The following is a 15,094-nucleotide window of genomic DNA, read 5'->3' on the forward strand; positions in this document are numbered from 1 at the left end:
TGTTTCATCAATCTAGCCGGCAGCGGCGGCAGGCACATGTCAAACCGCGAGCGGCTGCGTACCGCGTAAACGTTCGTCGACATCGAGCACGAAATCCTGCCAGGCGCTGGCCAGTTCGAGTTCGATGGTGCGGCGATAACCGCTGTCCGGGCCGTGCTCGTGCGGGAAGTTGCTGAGCGCGCAGGAACTGCGGTTGTGGCTGAGCGCGGCACCGAGCAGCGCGCTGTTGCAGCCGGAGAACGGCGTCAGCAGTGCCCGCCGCAGATTCACCCGCTCGCCGGCCGGCACCGCGGCAAGCGCCAGCGTGCCCAGACGCATCAGCGCATCGGTGTAGAAACTGTCGACGGTGCCGAGCAGCGCATGCAGCGTCGCCTGCGCATTCTGCCCGCTGGCGAGGACGGCATTGAGGCGGCCGCGGTAGTCCTCGGCGAGCTGGCCGCGGCGCTGCTCGACCCAGTCGATGAAGCTGTCGAAGGGATCGACGCTGGCGAGCATGGCGTCACCGCCGCTGGCCGCCACTTCGGCAGCGTTCAGGCAGCGGCGGGCGATGCGCGCCGCGGCTTCCAGCGCGCCTTCGAGATAGCCGCCATGCTGGGCCGCCGTCTCCGCGCCGCCGAAATGCAGGCGGCCGCCCCAGTAGGCCGCGCGCAGTGCCGGCGTATCGTAGTCCGGGTGTTCGTTGAGCGGCTGCTCACTATCGAGCGTGCTGCAGGTGAACGACTCCTGCGCCCAGTCCTGATAGTGCTGCACGCCGTCTTCCAGCTCGCTGCCGAACAGCCGTGCGAACTGATTGTCGATCAGCAGCGGCAGCCCCTGGCCGAAGCGTTCGCGCAGGCCCGGCCCGAGCGCGAGGAACCCCCCGAGCGCGGCCTTCCCGCCGCTGGCGTCGCAGGCATCCCAGACCTCGGCCAGCACCGCCTGAGCGTGCTGCGCGAAGGCGTTGCCGGAATGGCCGGCCTCACGCCAGTAGGCACGCTCGCAGCCGAGCAGCACCTTGGCCTGCGCCGCCATCCAGGTCGGCGTCGCCACCAGCGCGGTCAGCAGCTCAGCCGGCAGTGCCGGCGTGAAGCGCACGTGCTCGGCGAGCAGCCGCGGCGGCAGCGCCAGCGCGACACGGCGCGCCTGCACCGTGACGAAACCGCGGGTCTCGATGTCCTCGAAGCGCAATTCGACGTGATTGCCGCAGTCATGCACCGCGCGCAGGACATGGCCGCAGTGCAGAGCCTCACCCGGCAGCTCGTGGGCCAGCGCATCGACCAGCGCGCCCATGCCGCCGACCAGGCGGCGGGCACCGCCGTGCAGCTCGTTGGTGGCCCGCGTCACCGGCTCGTGGTCCGGGTCTTCGAGCACGCGGACCGTGCCCGGATCGTGCTGGGCGAGGGTTTCCAGGCCGAGCTCGCTGATCAGCGTGCGCATGCGCGGCTGCGTCTGCGGCCAGTACCAGCTCGGCCCGAGATCGCCGCTCAGGCCATCGACGCCTGCAGCCACCGACAGCGCCCGCCCGCCGAGCCGCTCGCGCGCTTCGAACAACGCGAAGCTCTGTCCCGCCCGGTGCAGCGCCCGCGCCAGCACCAGCCCGCTAACCCCACCACCGATGATCGCCGTTTCGAGCATGTCCCTTCTCCAAAGTCAGGAGCCGTGGTCGCTGCTCTGCGATATTCATTCCATCGGAGATGTATTTTTTAATTCAAAAAATTCAAATCATTACGAATAAAAACACAACACGCGAAACGACTGTGCTTGTCGCCTAGGACACAGACCGTAGCAGTTGCGACAGCCGCCGCTCAGGCGGCGGCGCCGTGCCAGAGTTCGGCGATGGCGGCCCGCGCCGCCTGGATCGGCGCCTCGGCGCAGCGCGCACGCATGCAGATGAAGCCCAGCTCGGCGTCGACGGCCACCGCATCGGCGATCGCCAGTCCTTCGGCCTGCGCCGCGCGCAGCGCGATGCTGTCGCGCACCAGCGTCAGCGCCACGCCGGAGCGCACCAGATCGAGCATCGACGGTTCGAGGTCGACGCGGGCGACCACACGCGGCGCCACTCCGGCGGCGGCGAAGATCCGCGCCAGCAGGCGGTGATGCACCGACTCCGGCGGGGTGGCGATCCACGGCAGCGCTGCCAGTTCGCGCCAGCCCTTGCCGCGCACCTGACCGCTCCAGCCGGGCGGCGCCACCACCAGGTAGCGGAACGCCGTCAGCGGCAGCACTTCGCAGCGCTCGCGCAATTCGTCGAGACCGGGCAGGCCGAGCGTGTAGGCGACGTCGAGGCGGCCGGCTTCGAGCTCGCGCAGCACGCTGCCGGACATGCCGTGGCTGAGCTCGAAGGCGAGCTGCGGATGCCGTTCGGCGAGCAGACCGAGGAAGGCGCCGAGGCGCAGGAATTCGGGATCGACGATGGTACCGAGGCGCAGCCGGCCACTGACACGGCCATGCAGCGCGCTCGCCGCCGCGCCGAACTCGGCCAGCGCCGCCAGCGCGCGCTCGGCGGCCGGCAGCAGCCGGCGGCCGTCCTCGGTCAGGCGCATGCCGCGCGGGGTGCGCTCGAACAAGCTCAGCCCCAGCGCGCCCTGCAGCTTTTTCAATTGCAGGCTGAGCGCCGGCTGGGTGACGCACAGGCGCTCGGCGGCCCGCGTCAGATTGCCCTCGCGCGCCACGGTGACGAATACGCGCAAAGCCGTCGGGTCCATCACGGCAAGGCTCCCGATATGAGCATGGCTGATAACGATACAAAGAATATCTGATTGGACCCGCCGTCAATCCTCGACTTTGATGAAGGCATCACAGCCATCCTGCCGTTCACGGGGATTTCACCATGAGCTTTGCTTACGTCACAGCCGCCGAACGCGTGCCGCACTGGATCAACGGCGCCGCGCGCCAGAGCCACAGCGGGCGCAGTGCCGCGATTCACGATCCGGCGCTGGGGCGGGTGGTGCGGGAAGTCGGCCTGGCCGATGCCGCCGAAGTCGACGCCGCCGTCGAAGCCGCCGCCGCGGCGCAGCCGCTCTGGGCGGCGGCGGCACCGCAAAAGCGTGCGCGCGTGCTGTTCCGGCTGAAAGAACTGGTCGAACGCCACACCGATGATCTGGCCCGGCTGATCACCCGCGAGCACGGCAAGACGCTGCCCGATGCCCGCGGCGAGGTGCAGCGCGGGCTGGAGGTCATCGAGTTCGCCTGCGGCATTCCGCAGCTGCTCAAGGGCCAGTACTCGGATGCGATCGGCGGCGGCATCGCCCACTGGAGCCAGCGCATGCCGCTCGGCGTGGTCGCCGGCATCACGCCGTTCAACTTCCCGTTCATGGTGCCGATGTGGATGGCGCCGGTGGCCCTGGCCTGCGGCAACGCCTTCATCCTCAAACCCGCCGAGCGTGACCCCTCGCCCGCGCTGCTCACCGCCGAGCTGATGCGCGAAGCCGGCGTACCGCCCGGCGTGTTCAGCGTGGTGCAGGGCGACCGCCAGGCCGTCGAGCGGCTGCTGGCGCATCCGCAGGTACAGGCGGTGAGCTTCGTCGGCTCGACGCCGATCGCCCGCCACATCTATGAAACCGCGGCGAAACACGGCAAACGCGCGCAGGCGCTGGGCGGCGCCAAGAACCACCTGGTGGTGATGCCGGACGCCGATCTCGACCAGGCCGCCGATGCGCTGATCGGCGCGGCCTACGGTTCGGCCGGCGAGCGCTGCATGGCAGTGTCGATCTGCGTCGCCGTCGGCAATATTGCCGATGCGCTGGTCGCCAGAATCGTCGAGCGCGCCCACCGCCTGCGCGTCGGCGACGGCGAGGCCGAGGGCATCGACATGGGGCCGGTGGTCAGCGCCGAGGCCAAGGCCCGCATCGAGGGCTACATCGCCGCCGGTGTCGAACAGGGCGCCGAGCTGCTGCTCGACGGCCGCCATCTGCGCGTGCCCGGCCACGAGCATGGCTACTTCCTCGGCGCCACGCTGTTCGACCACGTGCGTCCCGACATGAGCATCTATCAGGACGAGATCTTCGGGCCGGTGCTCGGCGTGGTCCGCGTCGAAACCTTTGCCGAGGCGGTGGCGCTGATCAACGAGCACCCGTATGGCAACGGCGTCGCCTGCTTCACCCGCGACGGCCGCACCGCGCAGGAATTCACCCAGCACATCTGCGCCGGCATGGTCGGCATCAACGTGCCGATCCCGGTGCCGATGGCCTGGCATTCCTTCGGCGGCTGGAAGCAGAGCCTGTTCGGTGACCACCACAGCTACGGCGAGGAAGGCGTGCGCTTCTACACCCGCTACAAGAGCGTGATGCAGCGCTGGCCGGACAACCGCGGCAACGGGCCGGAATTCGTCATGCCGGTCAATCAGTAAGTCACGCCCCAGCGCACGGCCACGCACGCCGTGGCGGCCACGGCGTGCCAGCGCGGCGATCGCCCTGCCCTCGCATTCAGGAGTTCCGATGAAGGATTTCGGCAGCTACGACTACATCATCGCCGGCGGCGGTGCGGCCGGCTGCGTGCTGGCCAACCGCCTGTCGGCCGACCCGCAGACTTCGGTGCTGCTGCTCGAAGCCGGCAACGATGAACGCTGGATCTGGACGCGGATTCCGGTCGGCTATCTGTTCTGCATCAACAACCCGCGCACCGACTGGTGTTTTCGCACCGAGCCGGAGCCCGGTCTCGACGGCCGCTCGATCATCTACGCCCGCGGCAGGGGCCTCGGCGGCAGCACGCTGATCAACGCCATGCTCTACCTGCGCGGTCAGGCCCGCGACTACGACGAATGGGCCGCGCTGTGCGCCGATCCCGGCTGGCGCTGGCAGGCGGTGCTGCCACTGTTCAAGGCGGTGGAAGACCACTGGCAGGGCGCCAGCAACGCCCACGGCAGCGGCGGCGAATGGCGCGTCGAACAGCAGCGGCTGGCCTGGGAGCTGCTCGAACGCTTCGCCGAAGCGGCGCAACAGGCCGGCATCCCGGCCAGCACAGATTTCAACCGCGGCGACAACCACGGCGTCAGCCGCTTCGAGGTCAACCAGAAGCGCGGCGTGCGCTGGAGCGCCGCGCGCGGCTTTCTCGATCCGGTGCGCAACCGGCCGAATCTGCGCATCGTCACCGGCGCGCTCAGCGACCGGCTGCTGCTCGACGGTCGCCAGACCCGCGGCATCGAGTTCCGCATCGGTGGCGAGCCGGCGCAGGCCGCCGCCCGTCGCGAGGTGATCCTGGCCGCCGGTTCGATCGGCTCGCCGGCGATCCTGCAGCGCTCCGGCATCGGCGACGGCGCAGCGCTGCAGGTGCTCGGCATTGCCAGCGTGCTCGATGCGCCGGGCGTTGGCGCGAATCTGCAGGATCATCTGCAGCTGCGCAGCGTTTATAAGGTGCACGGCATCCGCACCCTCAACCAGCAGGCCAACAGCCTGTGGGGCAAGGCGCTGATGGGACTCGAATATGCGCTGCTGCGCCGCGGCCCGTTGACGATGGCGCCGAGCCAGCTCGGCCTGTTCGCCTATTCCTCGCAGGCCGAAAGCACGCCGGATCTGGAGTATCACGTGCAGCCGCTGTCGCTCGACAAATTCGGCGATCCGCTGCACGCCTTCCCGGCGCTGACAGCGAGCGTCTGCGATCTGCGCCCGCGCTCACGCGGCTGGGTACGCATCCGCGACCGCGAGCCGACGAGCGCGCCACGCATCGCACCGTGCTATCTCAGTGATGCGGCCGACCGCGCCAAGGCGGCCCGCGCACTGCGCCTGACCCGCCAGATCATGGCGCAGCCGGCGCTCGCGCCGTACCGACCGAGCGAGCACCTGCCGGGCAGCGACGACGACAGCGATGAAGCCCTCGCCCTCGCCGCCGGACGCGTCGGCACGACGATCTTTCATCCGGTCGGCACCTGCCGCATGGGCCGCACCGGCGACCCGCTCGCCGTCACCGACAGCCGGCTGCGCGTCCAGGGCATCGCGGGCCTGCGCGTCATCGATGCCTCGATCATGCCGACGATCACCTCCGGCAACACCAGCTCGCCGACGGTGATGATCGCCGAGCGCGGCGCGCGCATGCTGCTCGAAGATGCGCGCTGAACCTGCGGCGGGCGCGGATCAGTCTCACAACGTGATGAAGTCGCCGGCGCTCAACTGGTACAGCGATATCGAGCACTCGCTGATGTAGTTGCCGTAGAGCATGCTCCACAGATCATCGCCGTCGTGCTTGTAGCACTCGCAGTAGGCTTCGACGCAGGCGACGATGCCGAGATTGCCTTTCTTCTGCTGCGTATCGCTGTACTCGGCAAACACCTTGGCCGCGCCCTGCAGGTACTCCTTCAGGTGCGCCGACGACAGCGGCGGCTTGCCGCTTTTGATGATGGCCGTGGCGAGCTCACCGTGGAAACGGTCGATGCATTTGTCCGGCCCGATGTTGACGCGCTGCGGCAGCAGGCGCGTATTGCCACAGATCGTCTTCAGGCATTCGTAGAAGCAGAACACCACCTTGTCCTTGCTGGCGATGGCCGCGAGCTTCGAGCGCATGCCGGCATCGATGCCGAGGTTGCAGAAGTGCGCGGCGTCCATGCGCCCGCAGGCGGCGCAGGATTTGTCGATGATGTTCGCGTCTTTGGCATCGAAGGCGTAGTAGTCGGTGTCGGTCGAGCGATAACCCTCATCGATCTGGTGGGTGGCATTGACGTAAAGCAGATCCTGCGGCTTCAAACCCAGGCTGTACGGCGGTGCGTTCAGCTTCGCGAGCAGCGCCCGGTAGTAGAACAGATACAGAAAGAAGTGCCGGCAACGCTCATAGGCGTGCCGGCGCAATTCATCTTTGAGGGAGCCGCCCAAGACCAGGGCGCCGGATGTCGCTTCGCTTTTTTCTCTGCACATGATGCGTCCTCTGCGGTACAGCGGATCGAGACGAGCGCCGGTCGGCGACCGGCACCACGAAGCCACAAAAACCGGAGATGGCGGCCGGCACGATCAGCTCGCGTAGCCCGTGCTCAGCGCCCGCGCCCATTCATCGCGTCCGGCGGCGACGGCCAGCTGCACCACCACCCGCGTGTCATAGGGCACGGCGATCAGTTGCGCACTCCATTGGCCGTCGGCCCGGCGTTCGACGAGGGCATAACGCGCATCTGCCGAACCGGTTTCGGCGACATGAAATTCGGGCCGGTCGGCATCGAAGGCCGGCAGGCCGACGCTGCCGGGATTGACGATCAGCTGCCCGCCGCAGCGCACGCTGCGCGGCGTATGCGAATGACCGCAGGCGACCAGCGCCGAGCGTTCCGCTCCCAGGCGTTCGGCAATCGTCTGCCGATCGGCGAGCCGCAGGCGACCGGCGTCGATGGTCTCCAGGCAATAGATGAGATCGCTGGCCGGTGTGCCGTGGCAGAGCAGGACTTCGTCGCTCAGGCGCAGCGTCGCCGGCTGCGCACGCAGCCAAGCGAATTCAGCGGCACCGAGTGCGGCATGGGCAAAGGCATCGGAAGCGCCCATCTGCGCCGGTGCCTGCGTCAGCAGCTGCCGCTCGTGATTGCCGGCGAGGCTCGGCCAGCCGGCGGCCATCAGCCACTGCGCCGTTTCGCGCGGCAGCAGCGGGCCGGACACGCTGTCGCCGAGATTGACGATCTGGTCGACACCACGGTGGTGGATGTCGGCCGCAACGGCTTCGAGCGCCGGCAGGTTGCCGTGGATGTCGGAAACCAGCGCCAGACGCAGCGTGCAGGCGGACATGCTCAGGCCGCCGCGAGCGTGTCGAGTTCGTCGCGGGCGGTCTGCGCCAGCCCAGCCCAGTACCGGGCATCCGGCGTGATGTTCTGCAACACCAGGCCATCGAGCTCACGGCGGAAACGGCTGCCGGGATCGCGCAGTTCATCGAGCACCGCGGCCAGAAAGCGGCGTTCCTCGCCACCGAAGATCAGCCAGGCATGATCGGCAGGCTCCTGCAGGTATTCAGTGGCGCTGCCGGCACGGATCGCCTGCAGGCGCTGGTCGATGCCAGCAATGAACGTGCGCTGCTTGGTGACGAAGAAATCGATGACCCGTTCCGCCTCGGCGGCCAGCTGACGCTCCAGCGCGGACTGATCCGGGGCAATCCAGGCCGGCGTCAGACCCTTCATGTAACGCATCGCCGAGGTTTCGAACTTGCCGCTGGACTGATTGACGAAGGCCGGCACCAGCTCGGTGCCACCGTCGCAGGCCAGACTCGCCGCGACCAGATCGCTCAAGCGCGGACAGTCGCCACCGCGGCCGGCCGCCGCGCGCAGCACGCGCAGCGCCTGCGCACAGAACAATTCACCGTCGATCGAGTAGGTGCCGATGGCGATGTGGCCGGCCTGTGAGCCGCTGAGCCAGGTCTTGCCGTCGCGCTTGCTGCTCGATGAGCTGCCGCTGCGGTCCTGCACCAGCGCGCCACCGATCTGCACTGAAAAACGTTCGCGCTGCTCGGCATACAGCAGGGAAAACAGCAGCTGGCGCTTGCGCACGGTCTCGGCGATGCGGCGCGCCAGATGCGTCGGCAGTTCGTCTTCGCGATTGAACACCCGCACGAAATTGACGCTGCCGGAACCGATCGACGCCAGGTCGCTGAGGATGCCGCCGCGCGCGGTGCGCGGCGCACCCAGCAACACGGCACCACCGCTGAGGACCACCGGTTTGCTCCGCCCCATGCCTGCCACCCTCCGCACACCCTTGCATCTGGGCGAGGATAGACGTCCGCGCAGGCCTTGCGAATTGCCCTATTGCCGGCACCGCCCCGTGCAGCGGGAAAGCACGCCGCGGTTCTTAGCCCGCCATCACATTGGCACCAACCTGATGGCTGGCATTGATGCGGCCCGGGCGCTTGCTGTCGACGACGGGCTCGACATCTTCCATGTCCGGCGACGGATCGGAGCCGCTGGCCACGAAATCTTCCAGTGAAATGCTCGCCAGAAAGGCATTGATGCGGGCGCTGAGATCGTTCCACATCGCATGCGTGCGACAGGCCTCGCTGCCATGACAGTTGGCCTTGCCGCCACAGTGGGTCATGTCAACGGTTTCATCCACCGCAGCGATGATTTCCGCCATGCTGATGCGATTGGCCGGCCGGGCCAGACGATAGCCGCCCCCCGGACCGCGCACACCCTCGACCAGCCCACAACGCCGCAGCTTGGCGAACAGCTGCTCCAGGTATGACAGCGAAATGCCCTGGCTGCGGGAAATATCGGCCAGTGCGACAGGACCGGAACGGTGATTATTGGCAATGTCCATCATGGCTGTTACCGCGTAACGGCCTTTGGTCGATAGCTTCATTGGTCTCACCAAAAGTGGCTTGGAGCGAATACTGCCTGCATGGACAGCCCCCACAGATCATGTGGGAAGCCTACGAAAGCCGACTAAAATGGTCAACTATTTTGCACTGCAGCAGGACGCCAACTTCCGTGGCCTTGATAAAGGCAATAACCGAGCCATCTTGCGAGAAAACGATTGACGTGACTGCGCAGCCGCAGCTGCTGCTCGACAAGCTCGGTTTCGAGCTCGAACACCGGCCAGTGACGCAAACGCGCCACCATGACTTCGGCCTGTCGGGCGTCATGGTAGATGCGCACCCGCAGGCCGGGCTCATCCCAGCAGCGCTGTCCGCCATCGATAAAGCGGTAAGTCAAATCCAGTTCGCTGGTAAAGCGAAAGCGCTCGCGCACCGTCATGTGTACATCGAGTGCACCGGCAGCCGATGACACCCATGAAGTCGCCGCTGGCGGCATCGCGGGGACCAGCCTGCGCAGCTGCATGTAGTTGCGCTCATAGCTGTCCATCAGACCGGCGAAACTGCCCGGCCTGACGTCGAGTCCACGAACATGACATGCCGCCAGCCACGGCTTCACGATTGCCGATACCTCACAGATCACCTGCTGGGAATGCTCATGCTGCCATGCAAACACGCATCGGCGGCATCCCGATCCTGAAAAAGCGGTTCCCCCCTTTATAGAGGCGACATTATAATTAGCGCCCTTGCACAACCCGCCAGTCCACGCCATTCGGCAGACGAGGCGCAAGGTTGAACCTACGCCCGACGAGCGCGCTGGGACGCCCCTGTCGAGCGTTAGGTGGCAAAGAGGCCAGCGCTGATGCACGAGGCGCGGCAGCCTCTGCGGTTTTCAGTCGCGTTTATTTAAAGTCAAGGGGAACTACATTGACAGACTACGTGCTTTGGTTTGAAACCCTCGGCATGGATGACGTAAACCGGGTCGGCGGCAAGAATGCCTCCCTCGGTGAGATGATCAGCCATCTAGCCGCCGCTGGCGTGCAGGTTCCGGGTGGTTTCGCCACGACCGCCGAGGCGTTCTGGGAATTCCTGACCACGAACAACCTGATCGAAAAGATCAACGGCGAACTCGCCAAGCTCGACATCGAGGACGTCAACGCCCTGGCCGAGACTGGTAACCGTGTTCGTCAGTGGGTCATCGACGCACCGTTTCAGCCCGCCTTCCTCGACGCTGTAACCAACGCCTATCGCTCGCTCGAAGCGGCCAGCGGCGCTGAAATCTCCGTCGCCGTGCGCTCCTCGGCCACCGCGGAAGACCTGCCGGACGCCTCCTTCGCCGGTCAGCAGGAAACCTTCCTCAACGTGCGCGGCCTCGACAACGTGCTGGTGGCGATCAAGCACGTCTTCGCTTCGCTCTACAACGACCGCGCCATCGCCTACCGCGTGCACCACGGCTTCGCGCACAGCGAAGTCGCACTGTCGGCCGGCATCCAGCGCATGTGCCGCTCCGATGTCGGTGCCGCCGGCGTCATGTTCACGCTCGACACTGAATCCGGCTTCGACGACGCCGTGTTCGTCACCGCCTCCTACGGCCTCGGCGAGACCGTCGTGCAGGGCGCCGTCAACCCCGACGAGTTCTACGTCCACAAGCCGACGCTGCAGGCCGGCCGCCCGGCGGTGCTGCGCCGCAACCTCGGCGGCAAGGCGATCAAGATGGTCTACGCCAGCGAAGGCGTCGCCGGTCGCAGCGTCAAGACTGTCGAGGTCGATCAGGCCGAACGCCGCCGCTTCGCGCTGACCGATGCCGAAGTCGAGGCACTGGCCCGCCAGGCTCTGATCATCGAGAAGCACTACGGCCGCCCGATGGACATCGAGTGGGGCAAGGACGGCAACGACGGCAAGCTCTATATCCTGCAGGCGCGCCCGGAGACCGTTAAGAGCCGTGCCGACTCGCAGGTCATGCAGCGTTACCAGCTGTCGCGCCGCGGCGATGTCGTCGCCACCGGCCGTTCGATCGGCCAGCGCATCGGCTCAGGCACCGTGCGCGTGATCCACGACATCAAGGAAATGGCCAAAGTGCAGGCCGGCGATGTGCTGGTCACCGACATGACCGATCCCGACTGGGAGCCGATCATGAAGCGCGCCTCGGCCATCGTCACCAACCGCGGCGGACGCACCTGCCACGCGGCGATCATCGCCCGCGAGCTGGGCATCCCGGCCGTCGTCGGCTGCGGTGATGCCACCGATCGCATTCAGGACGGTGACGAAGTCACCGTGTCCTGCGCCGAAGGCGATACCGGCTACATCTACACGGGCCTGATCGACTTCGACGTCAAGGAAATCAGCCTCGACTCGATGCCGAAGCTCGGCTTCAAGATCATGATGAACGTCGGCAACCCCGACCGTGCCTTCGACTTTTCACGCCTGCCGAACGCCGGCGTGGGTCTGGCCCGCCTTGAGTTCATCATCAACCGCATGATCGGCGTGCACCCCAAGGCGCTGCTCAACTACGACTCGCTGCCCAACGACATCAAGAGCCGCGTCGATGCGCAGATCGCCGGCTACGCCTCGCCGGTCGACTTCTACGTCGAGAAGCTCGCCGAAGGCATCGCCACGCTGGGCGCCGCCTTCGCGCCGAAGGCAGTGATCGTGCGCATGTCCGACTTCAAGTCGAACGAGTACGCGAACCTGATCGGCGGTCCGTTGTACGAACCGCACGAAGAAAACCCGATGATCGGCTACCGCGGCGCCTCGCGCTACATCTCGGAAAACTTCCGCGACTGCTTCGAGCTCGAATGCCGGGCGATGAAGAAGGTTCGCAACGAGATGGGGCTGACCAACATTCAGGTCATGATTCCCTTCGTGCGCACACTGGAAGAAGCCAAGGCCGTCGCCGAGATTCTCGAAGCCAACGGTCTCAAGCGCGGCGAGAACGGTCTCAAGCTGATCATGATGTGCGAGCTGCCGTCGAACGCGCTGCTGGCTGACGAGTTCCTCGAATACTTCGACGGTTTCTCGATCGGTTCGAACGACCTGACCCAGCTCACGCTCGGCCTCGATCGCGACTCCGGCCTGATCGCGCACCTGTTCGATGAGCGCAATCCCGCGGTCAAGAAGCTGCTGTCGATGGCCATCCAGGCCTGCCGCCGCCACGGCAAATACATCGGCATCTGCGGCCAGGGCCCGTCGGATCATCCGGATCTGGCCAAGTGGCTGATGGAGGAAGGCATCGAAAGCGTCTCGCTGAACCCGGATAGTGTGGTCGAGACCTGGATGTTCCTTGCGGGCGAGCAAGTCTAAGCCCCAGCCAGCAGCGGTATGATCAAAGGGCGCGGTGCAAACCGCGCCCTTTTGTTTGCGTCGCCGCGACATTCCCCCGGTCCTAACGACGCTTCAGCGGTTCTCCCCCCGAACCACACTGCCAACCTTTTGACTGGAGACCTTGCATGAAGCCCCAACCACCGCGTGGATTCCGCGGTCCCTCCCTGCTTATCGGCCTGCTGCTTACTTTAGTATCCATGCCGAGTTTTGCTGGCGGTGATGCCCACACCGCCAACGTATTCTTCTGGACAGCCCTGATGCTGCTGGCCGGCAAGATCGGCGGCCTTGTCGAGCGCTGGAAACAACCGCCGGTGCTTGGCGAGCTGCTGGCCGGCGTATTGCTTGGCAATCTGGTGCTGTTCGGTTTTGACGGCCTGGAGCCCGTCAAGCAAGACCCGATCGAGGGCTTCCTCGCCCAGCTCGGCGTCGTAATCCTGCTGTTTCAGGTCGGGCTGGAGTCGAACGTCGCCACCATGCGCCGGGTCGGTGTTGCCGCGTTCCTCGTCGCCTGCGCCGGTGTCGCAGCCCCGTTCGCCCTTGGCACCCTAGTCGTTGGCCCCTTGCTGTTCCCCAATCTGTCGTGGAACGGCTGGCTGTTCCTCGGCGCCACCCTGACCGCGACCTCCGTCGGCATCACCGGCCGGGTGTTCCGCGACATGGGCCAGCTGCACACGACTGAAGCGCAGATCATCCTCGGCGCTGCCGTCATCGACGATGTCATCGGTCTGGTCATCCTTGCCGTGGTATCCGCCATCATCAGCACCGGCGCCGTCGACCTGCTGTCAGTGCTGTGGATCGTGGTCAAGGCCGTGCTATTCCTCGGCGGAGCGATTGCACTCGGCCAGTATTCGGCCCGCGCATTGGGACGCGTGTTCTCACGTATCCACACCGGCTCCGGGATGAAGGTCACGCTGGCGATCTCCTTCTGTCTGCTGCTTTCCGCCCTCGCCTACCTGATCGGTCTGGCGCCGATCGTTGGTGCCTTCGCTGCCGGTCTGGTACTCGACGACGTCGCGTTCGAGGACTTTGCCGACCCCGAAATCAACGGCCTGATCCGCTCCGCCGTCAATGACGCCGACGCCAAAACCCGCGAAAACGTCGAACACGTGCTGCTCGAACATCGCCAGCACCATCTCGATGCCCTGGTCGCCCCGCTGGGCCACTTCGTGGTGCCGCTGTTCTTCGTCTACACCGGCATGCAGGTCAACCTGAGTACGCTGTTCGACCCACATGCACTGCTGCTCGCGCTGGCCGTAACGGTCATCGCCTTCGGCGGCAAGCTGGTCTCCGGACTCGTCGCCGGGCCGGTCGACAAATGGCTGGTCGGCTGGGGTATGGCACCGCGCGGCGAAGTCGGTTTGATCTTTGCCATCGTCGGCAAGCAGCTGGGCGTCGTCAGTGCCGAAGAGTTCTCGGTCATCGTGCTGGTGGTGATTCTGACGACACTGCTGACCCCGCTGATTCTGGGGCAACTGCTGCGCCGTAAGGCAGCCGCAGCCTCCACCGCAGCCTGAGGATGCCGGCCGACCCCGTGATACCCGTCGGCCGCTTCGCACCATCCCCGACCGGCGCCCTGCACTTCGGCTCGCTGCTGACCGCACTCGCCAGCTGGCTCGACGCGCGTGCCGGTGGCGGCCGCTGGCTGGTGCGCATCGAAGACATCGACACGCCACGGGTCGTCCCCGGCGCGGCCGATGACATCCTGCGCACTTTGGAGGCTTGCGGTCTTTACTGGGATGGCACGCCGGTATGGCAGAGCCAGCGCCTAGAACTGTACGCACAGGTGCTGGAGCAACTGCAGCAGGCGGGGCTGCTGTACTTGTGCCGCTGCAGCCGCTCGCGACTTGCTGCCACGGCGCGTCGCGGTCCCTGCGGCCTGATCTACCCGGGGTACTGCCGCGATGCCGGATTGCCCCTCGATCAAGCCGGCGCTCTGCGCCTGCGCACCGATGCTGGCGAGGTGCACTTCACCGACCGCGTTCAGGGCAAATTCAAGCAGTCACTGCATGCGGAAGTCGGTGACTTCGTCCTGCGCCGAGCTGACGGCTTGTATGCCTATCAGCTCGTCGTCGTCGTCGATGACGCCTTACAGCAGGTTACGGACATCGTCCGCGGCGCGGATCTGCTCGATTCGACGCCCCGGCAGATCTACCTGCAACGCCTGCTCGGCTATCCAGCACCGAGCTATGCCCATGTTCCGCTGGCGGTCGATGCCAAAGGCGACAAGCTGTCGAAGCTGACCCACGCGCGGGCGATCGACTGCACACGGGCACACCTGGCACTTTGGGATGCCCTGGAGTTCCTCGGCCAGCAGCCACCAGACCCATTACGCGGCGCCGACGTCTCTTCAGTCCTTGACTGGGCACGTCAGCACTGGGCGATGTCGCAGGTGCCAAGCGTCCTGCATCGGCAGTGGCCAACACCGGTCGACACGGCGGCAGGGGCGATTGCCACCCCATCTTCGTAAACGCTGTTGATGCTGGCAAAGGCAAATTCATCGGCTAACTTAGAACATTCCCACATTCGCAACGCGTGCAGTTTCACAAAACGAAAACATACTGCCGCATAACAAACAAAATAAGGGAAAACCCTAATA

General features: G+C 66.0%; 12 protein-coding genes. 5 read left to right on the forward strand and 7 right to left on the reverse strand.

Features of this window, described 5'->3' with window-relative positions; genetic code table 11:
- Positions 1 to 39: 39 nt before the first annotated feature.
- Both C7443_RS02045 and C7443_RS02050 read right to left on the reverse strand, forming a co-directional pair.
- Positions 40 to 1,614 (reverse strand): flavin monoamine oxidase family protein, encoded by a 1,575-nt coding sequence (locus C7443_RS02045; RefSeq protein WP_110016905.1) that lies wholly within the window; start codon positions 1,612 to 1,614, stop codon positions 40 to 42.
- Between the two features lie 170 nt (positions 1,615 to 1,784).
- On the reverse strand, positions 1,785 to 2,684 hold the full coding sequence (locus C7443_RS02050) for a LysR family transcriptional regulator (protein ID WP_110016906.1): 900 nt from the start codon (positions 2,682 to 2,684) through the stop codon (positions 1,785 to 1,787).
- A 125-nt stretch (positions 2,685 to 2,809) separates the two neighbouring features.
- On the opposite strand from C7443_RS02050, the gene C7443_RS02055 reads away from it, so the two are divergent.
- Together C7443_RS02055 and C7443_RS02060 are read left to right on the forward strand one after the other, a co-directional pair.
- Positions 2,810 to 4,327: a CoA-acylating methylmalonate-semialdehyde dehydrogenase gene (locus C7443_RS02055; RefSeq protein ID WP_110016907.1), complete on the forward strand. Its 1,518-nt coding sequence runs from the start codon at positions 2,810 to 2,812 to the stop codon at positions 4,325 to 4,327.
- An 88-nt stretch (positions 4,328 to 4,415) separates the two neighbouring features.
- Complete coding sequence (locus C7443_RS02060; protein WP_110016908.1) at positions 4,416 to 6,029, forward strand: GMC family oxidoreductase; 1,614 nt, start codon at positions 4,416 to 4,418, stop codon at positions 6,027 to 6,029.
- Between the two features lie 24 nt (positions 6,030 to 6,053).
- Here C7443_RS02060 and C7443_RS02065 read toward each other — a convergent pair whose 3' ends face one another.
- From C7443_RS02065 to C7443_RS02085, 5 genes are all read right to left on the reverse strand, one after another.
- The gene (locus C7443_RS02065; RefSeq protein ID WP_146213208.1) at positions 6,054 to 6,779 is read right to left on the reverse strand and encodes a hypothetical protein; all 726 of its coding nucleotides are present in this window, start codon (positions 6,777 to 6,779) and stop codon (positions 6,054 to 6,056) included.
- Between the two features lie 135 nt (positions 6,780 to 6,914).
- Positions 6,915 to 7,667 (reverse strand): metallophosphoesterase family protein, encoded by a 753-nt coding sequence (locus C7443_RS02070; RefSeq protein WP_342774189.1) that lies wholly within the window; start codon positions 7,665 to 7,667, stop codon positions 6,915 to 6,917.
- A 2-nt stretch (positions 7,668 to 7,669) separates the two neighbouring features.
- A complete protein-coding gene (locus C7443_RS02075) occupies positions 7,670 to 8,602 on the reverse strand; it encodes a hypothetical protein (RefSeq protein ID WP_110016910.1) in 933 nt (310 codons plus the stop codon).
- 115 nt (positions 8,603 to 8,717) lie between these two features.
- Positions 8,718 to 9,224 carry an Rrf2 family transcriptional regulator gene (locus tag C7443_RS02080; RefSeq protein WP_110016911.1) on the reverse strand — a complete coding sequence of 169 codons (507 nt, stop codon included), beginning with the start codon at positions 9,222 to 9,224 and terminating at the stop codon, positions 8,718 to 8,720.
- Between the two features lie 92 nt (positions 9,225 to 9,316).
- Entirely contained in the window at positions 9,317 to 9,796 is a 480-nt protein-coding gene (locus C7443_RS02085) for a DUF1249 domain-containing protein (protein ID WP_246004500.1), read from the reverse strand.
- Between the two features lie 344 nt (positions 9,797 to 10,140).
- On the opposite strand from C7443_RS02085, the gene ppsA reads away from it, so the two are divergent.
- The 3 genes from ppsA to gluQRS all read left to right on the forward strand — a co-directional run bounded on the left by ppsA (position 10,141) and on the right by gluQRS (position 14,965).
- Positions 10,141 to 12,477 carry a phosphoenolpyruvate synthase gene (ppsA, locus tag C7443_RS02090; protein ID WP_425467062.1) on the forward strand — a complete coding sequence of 779 codons (2,337 nt, stop codon included), beginning with the start codon at positions 10,141 to 10,143 and terminating at the stop codon, positions 12,475 to 12,477.
- Positions 12,478 to 12,623: 146 nt separating this feature from the next.
- Positions 12,624 to 14,012, forward strand: a complete 1,389-nt coding sequence (locus C7443_RS02095) for a cation:proton antiporter (RefSeq protein ID WP_246004501.1) — start codon at positions 12,624 to 12,626, stop codon at positions 14,010 to 14,012.
- Between the two features lie 2 nt (positions 14,013 to 14,014).
- On the forward strand, positions 14,015 to 14,965 hold the full coding sequence (gene gluQRS / locus C7443_RS02100) for a tRNA glutamyl-Q(34) synthetase GluQRS (RefSeq protein WP_211346135.1): 951 nt from the start codon (positions 14,015 to 14,017) through the stop codon (positions 14,963 to 14,965).
- Positions 14,966 to 15,094 lie beyond the last annotated feature (129 nt).

This window comes from Plasticicumulans acidivorans, assembly GCF_003182095.1.
Classification (GTDB): Bacteria; Pseudomonadota; Gammaproteobacteria; order Competibacterales; family Competibacteraceae; genus Plasticicumulans; species Plasticicumulans acidivorans.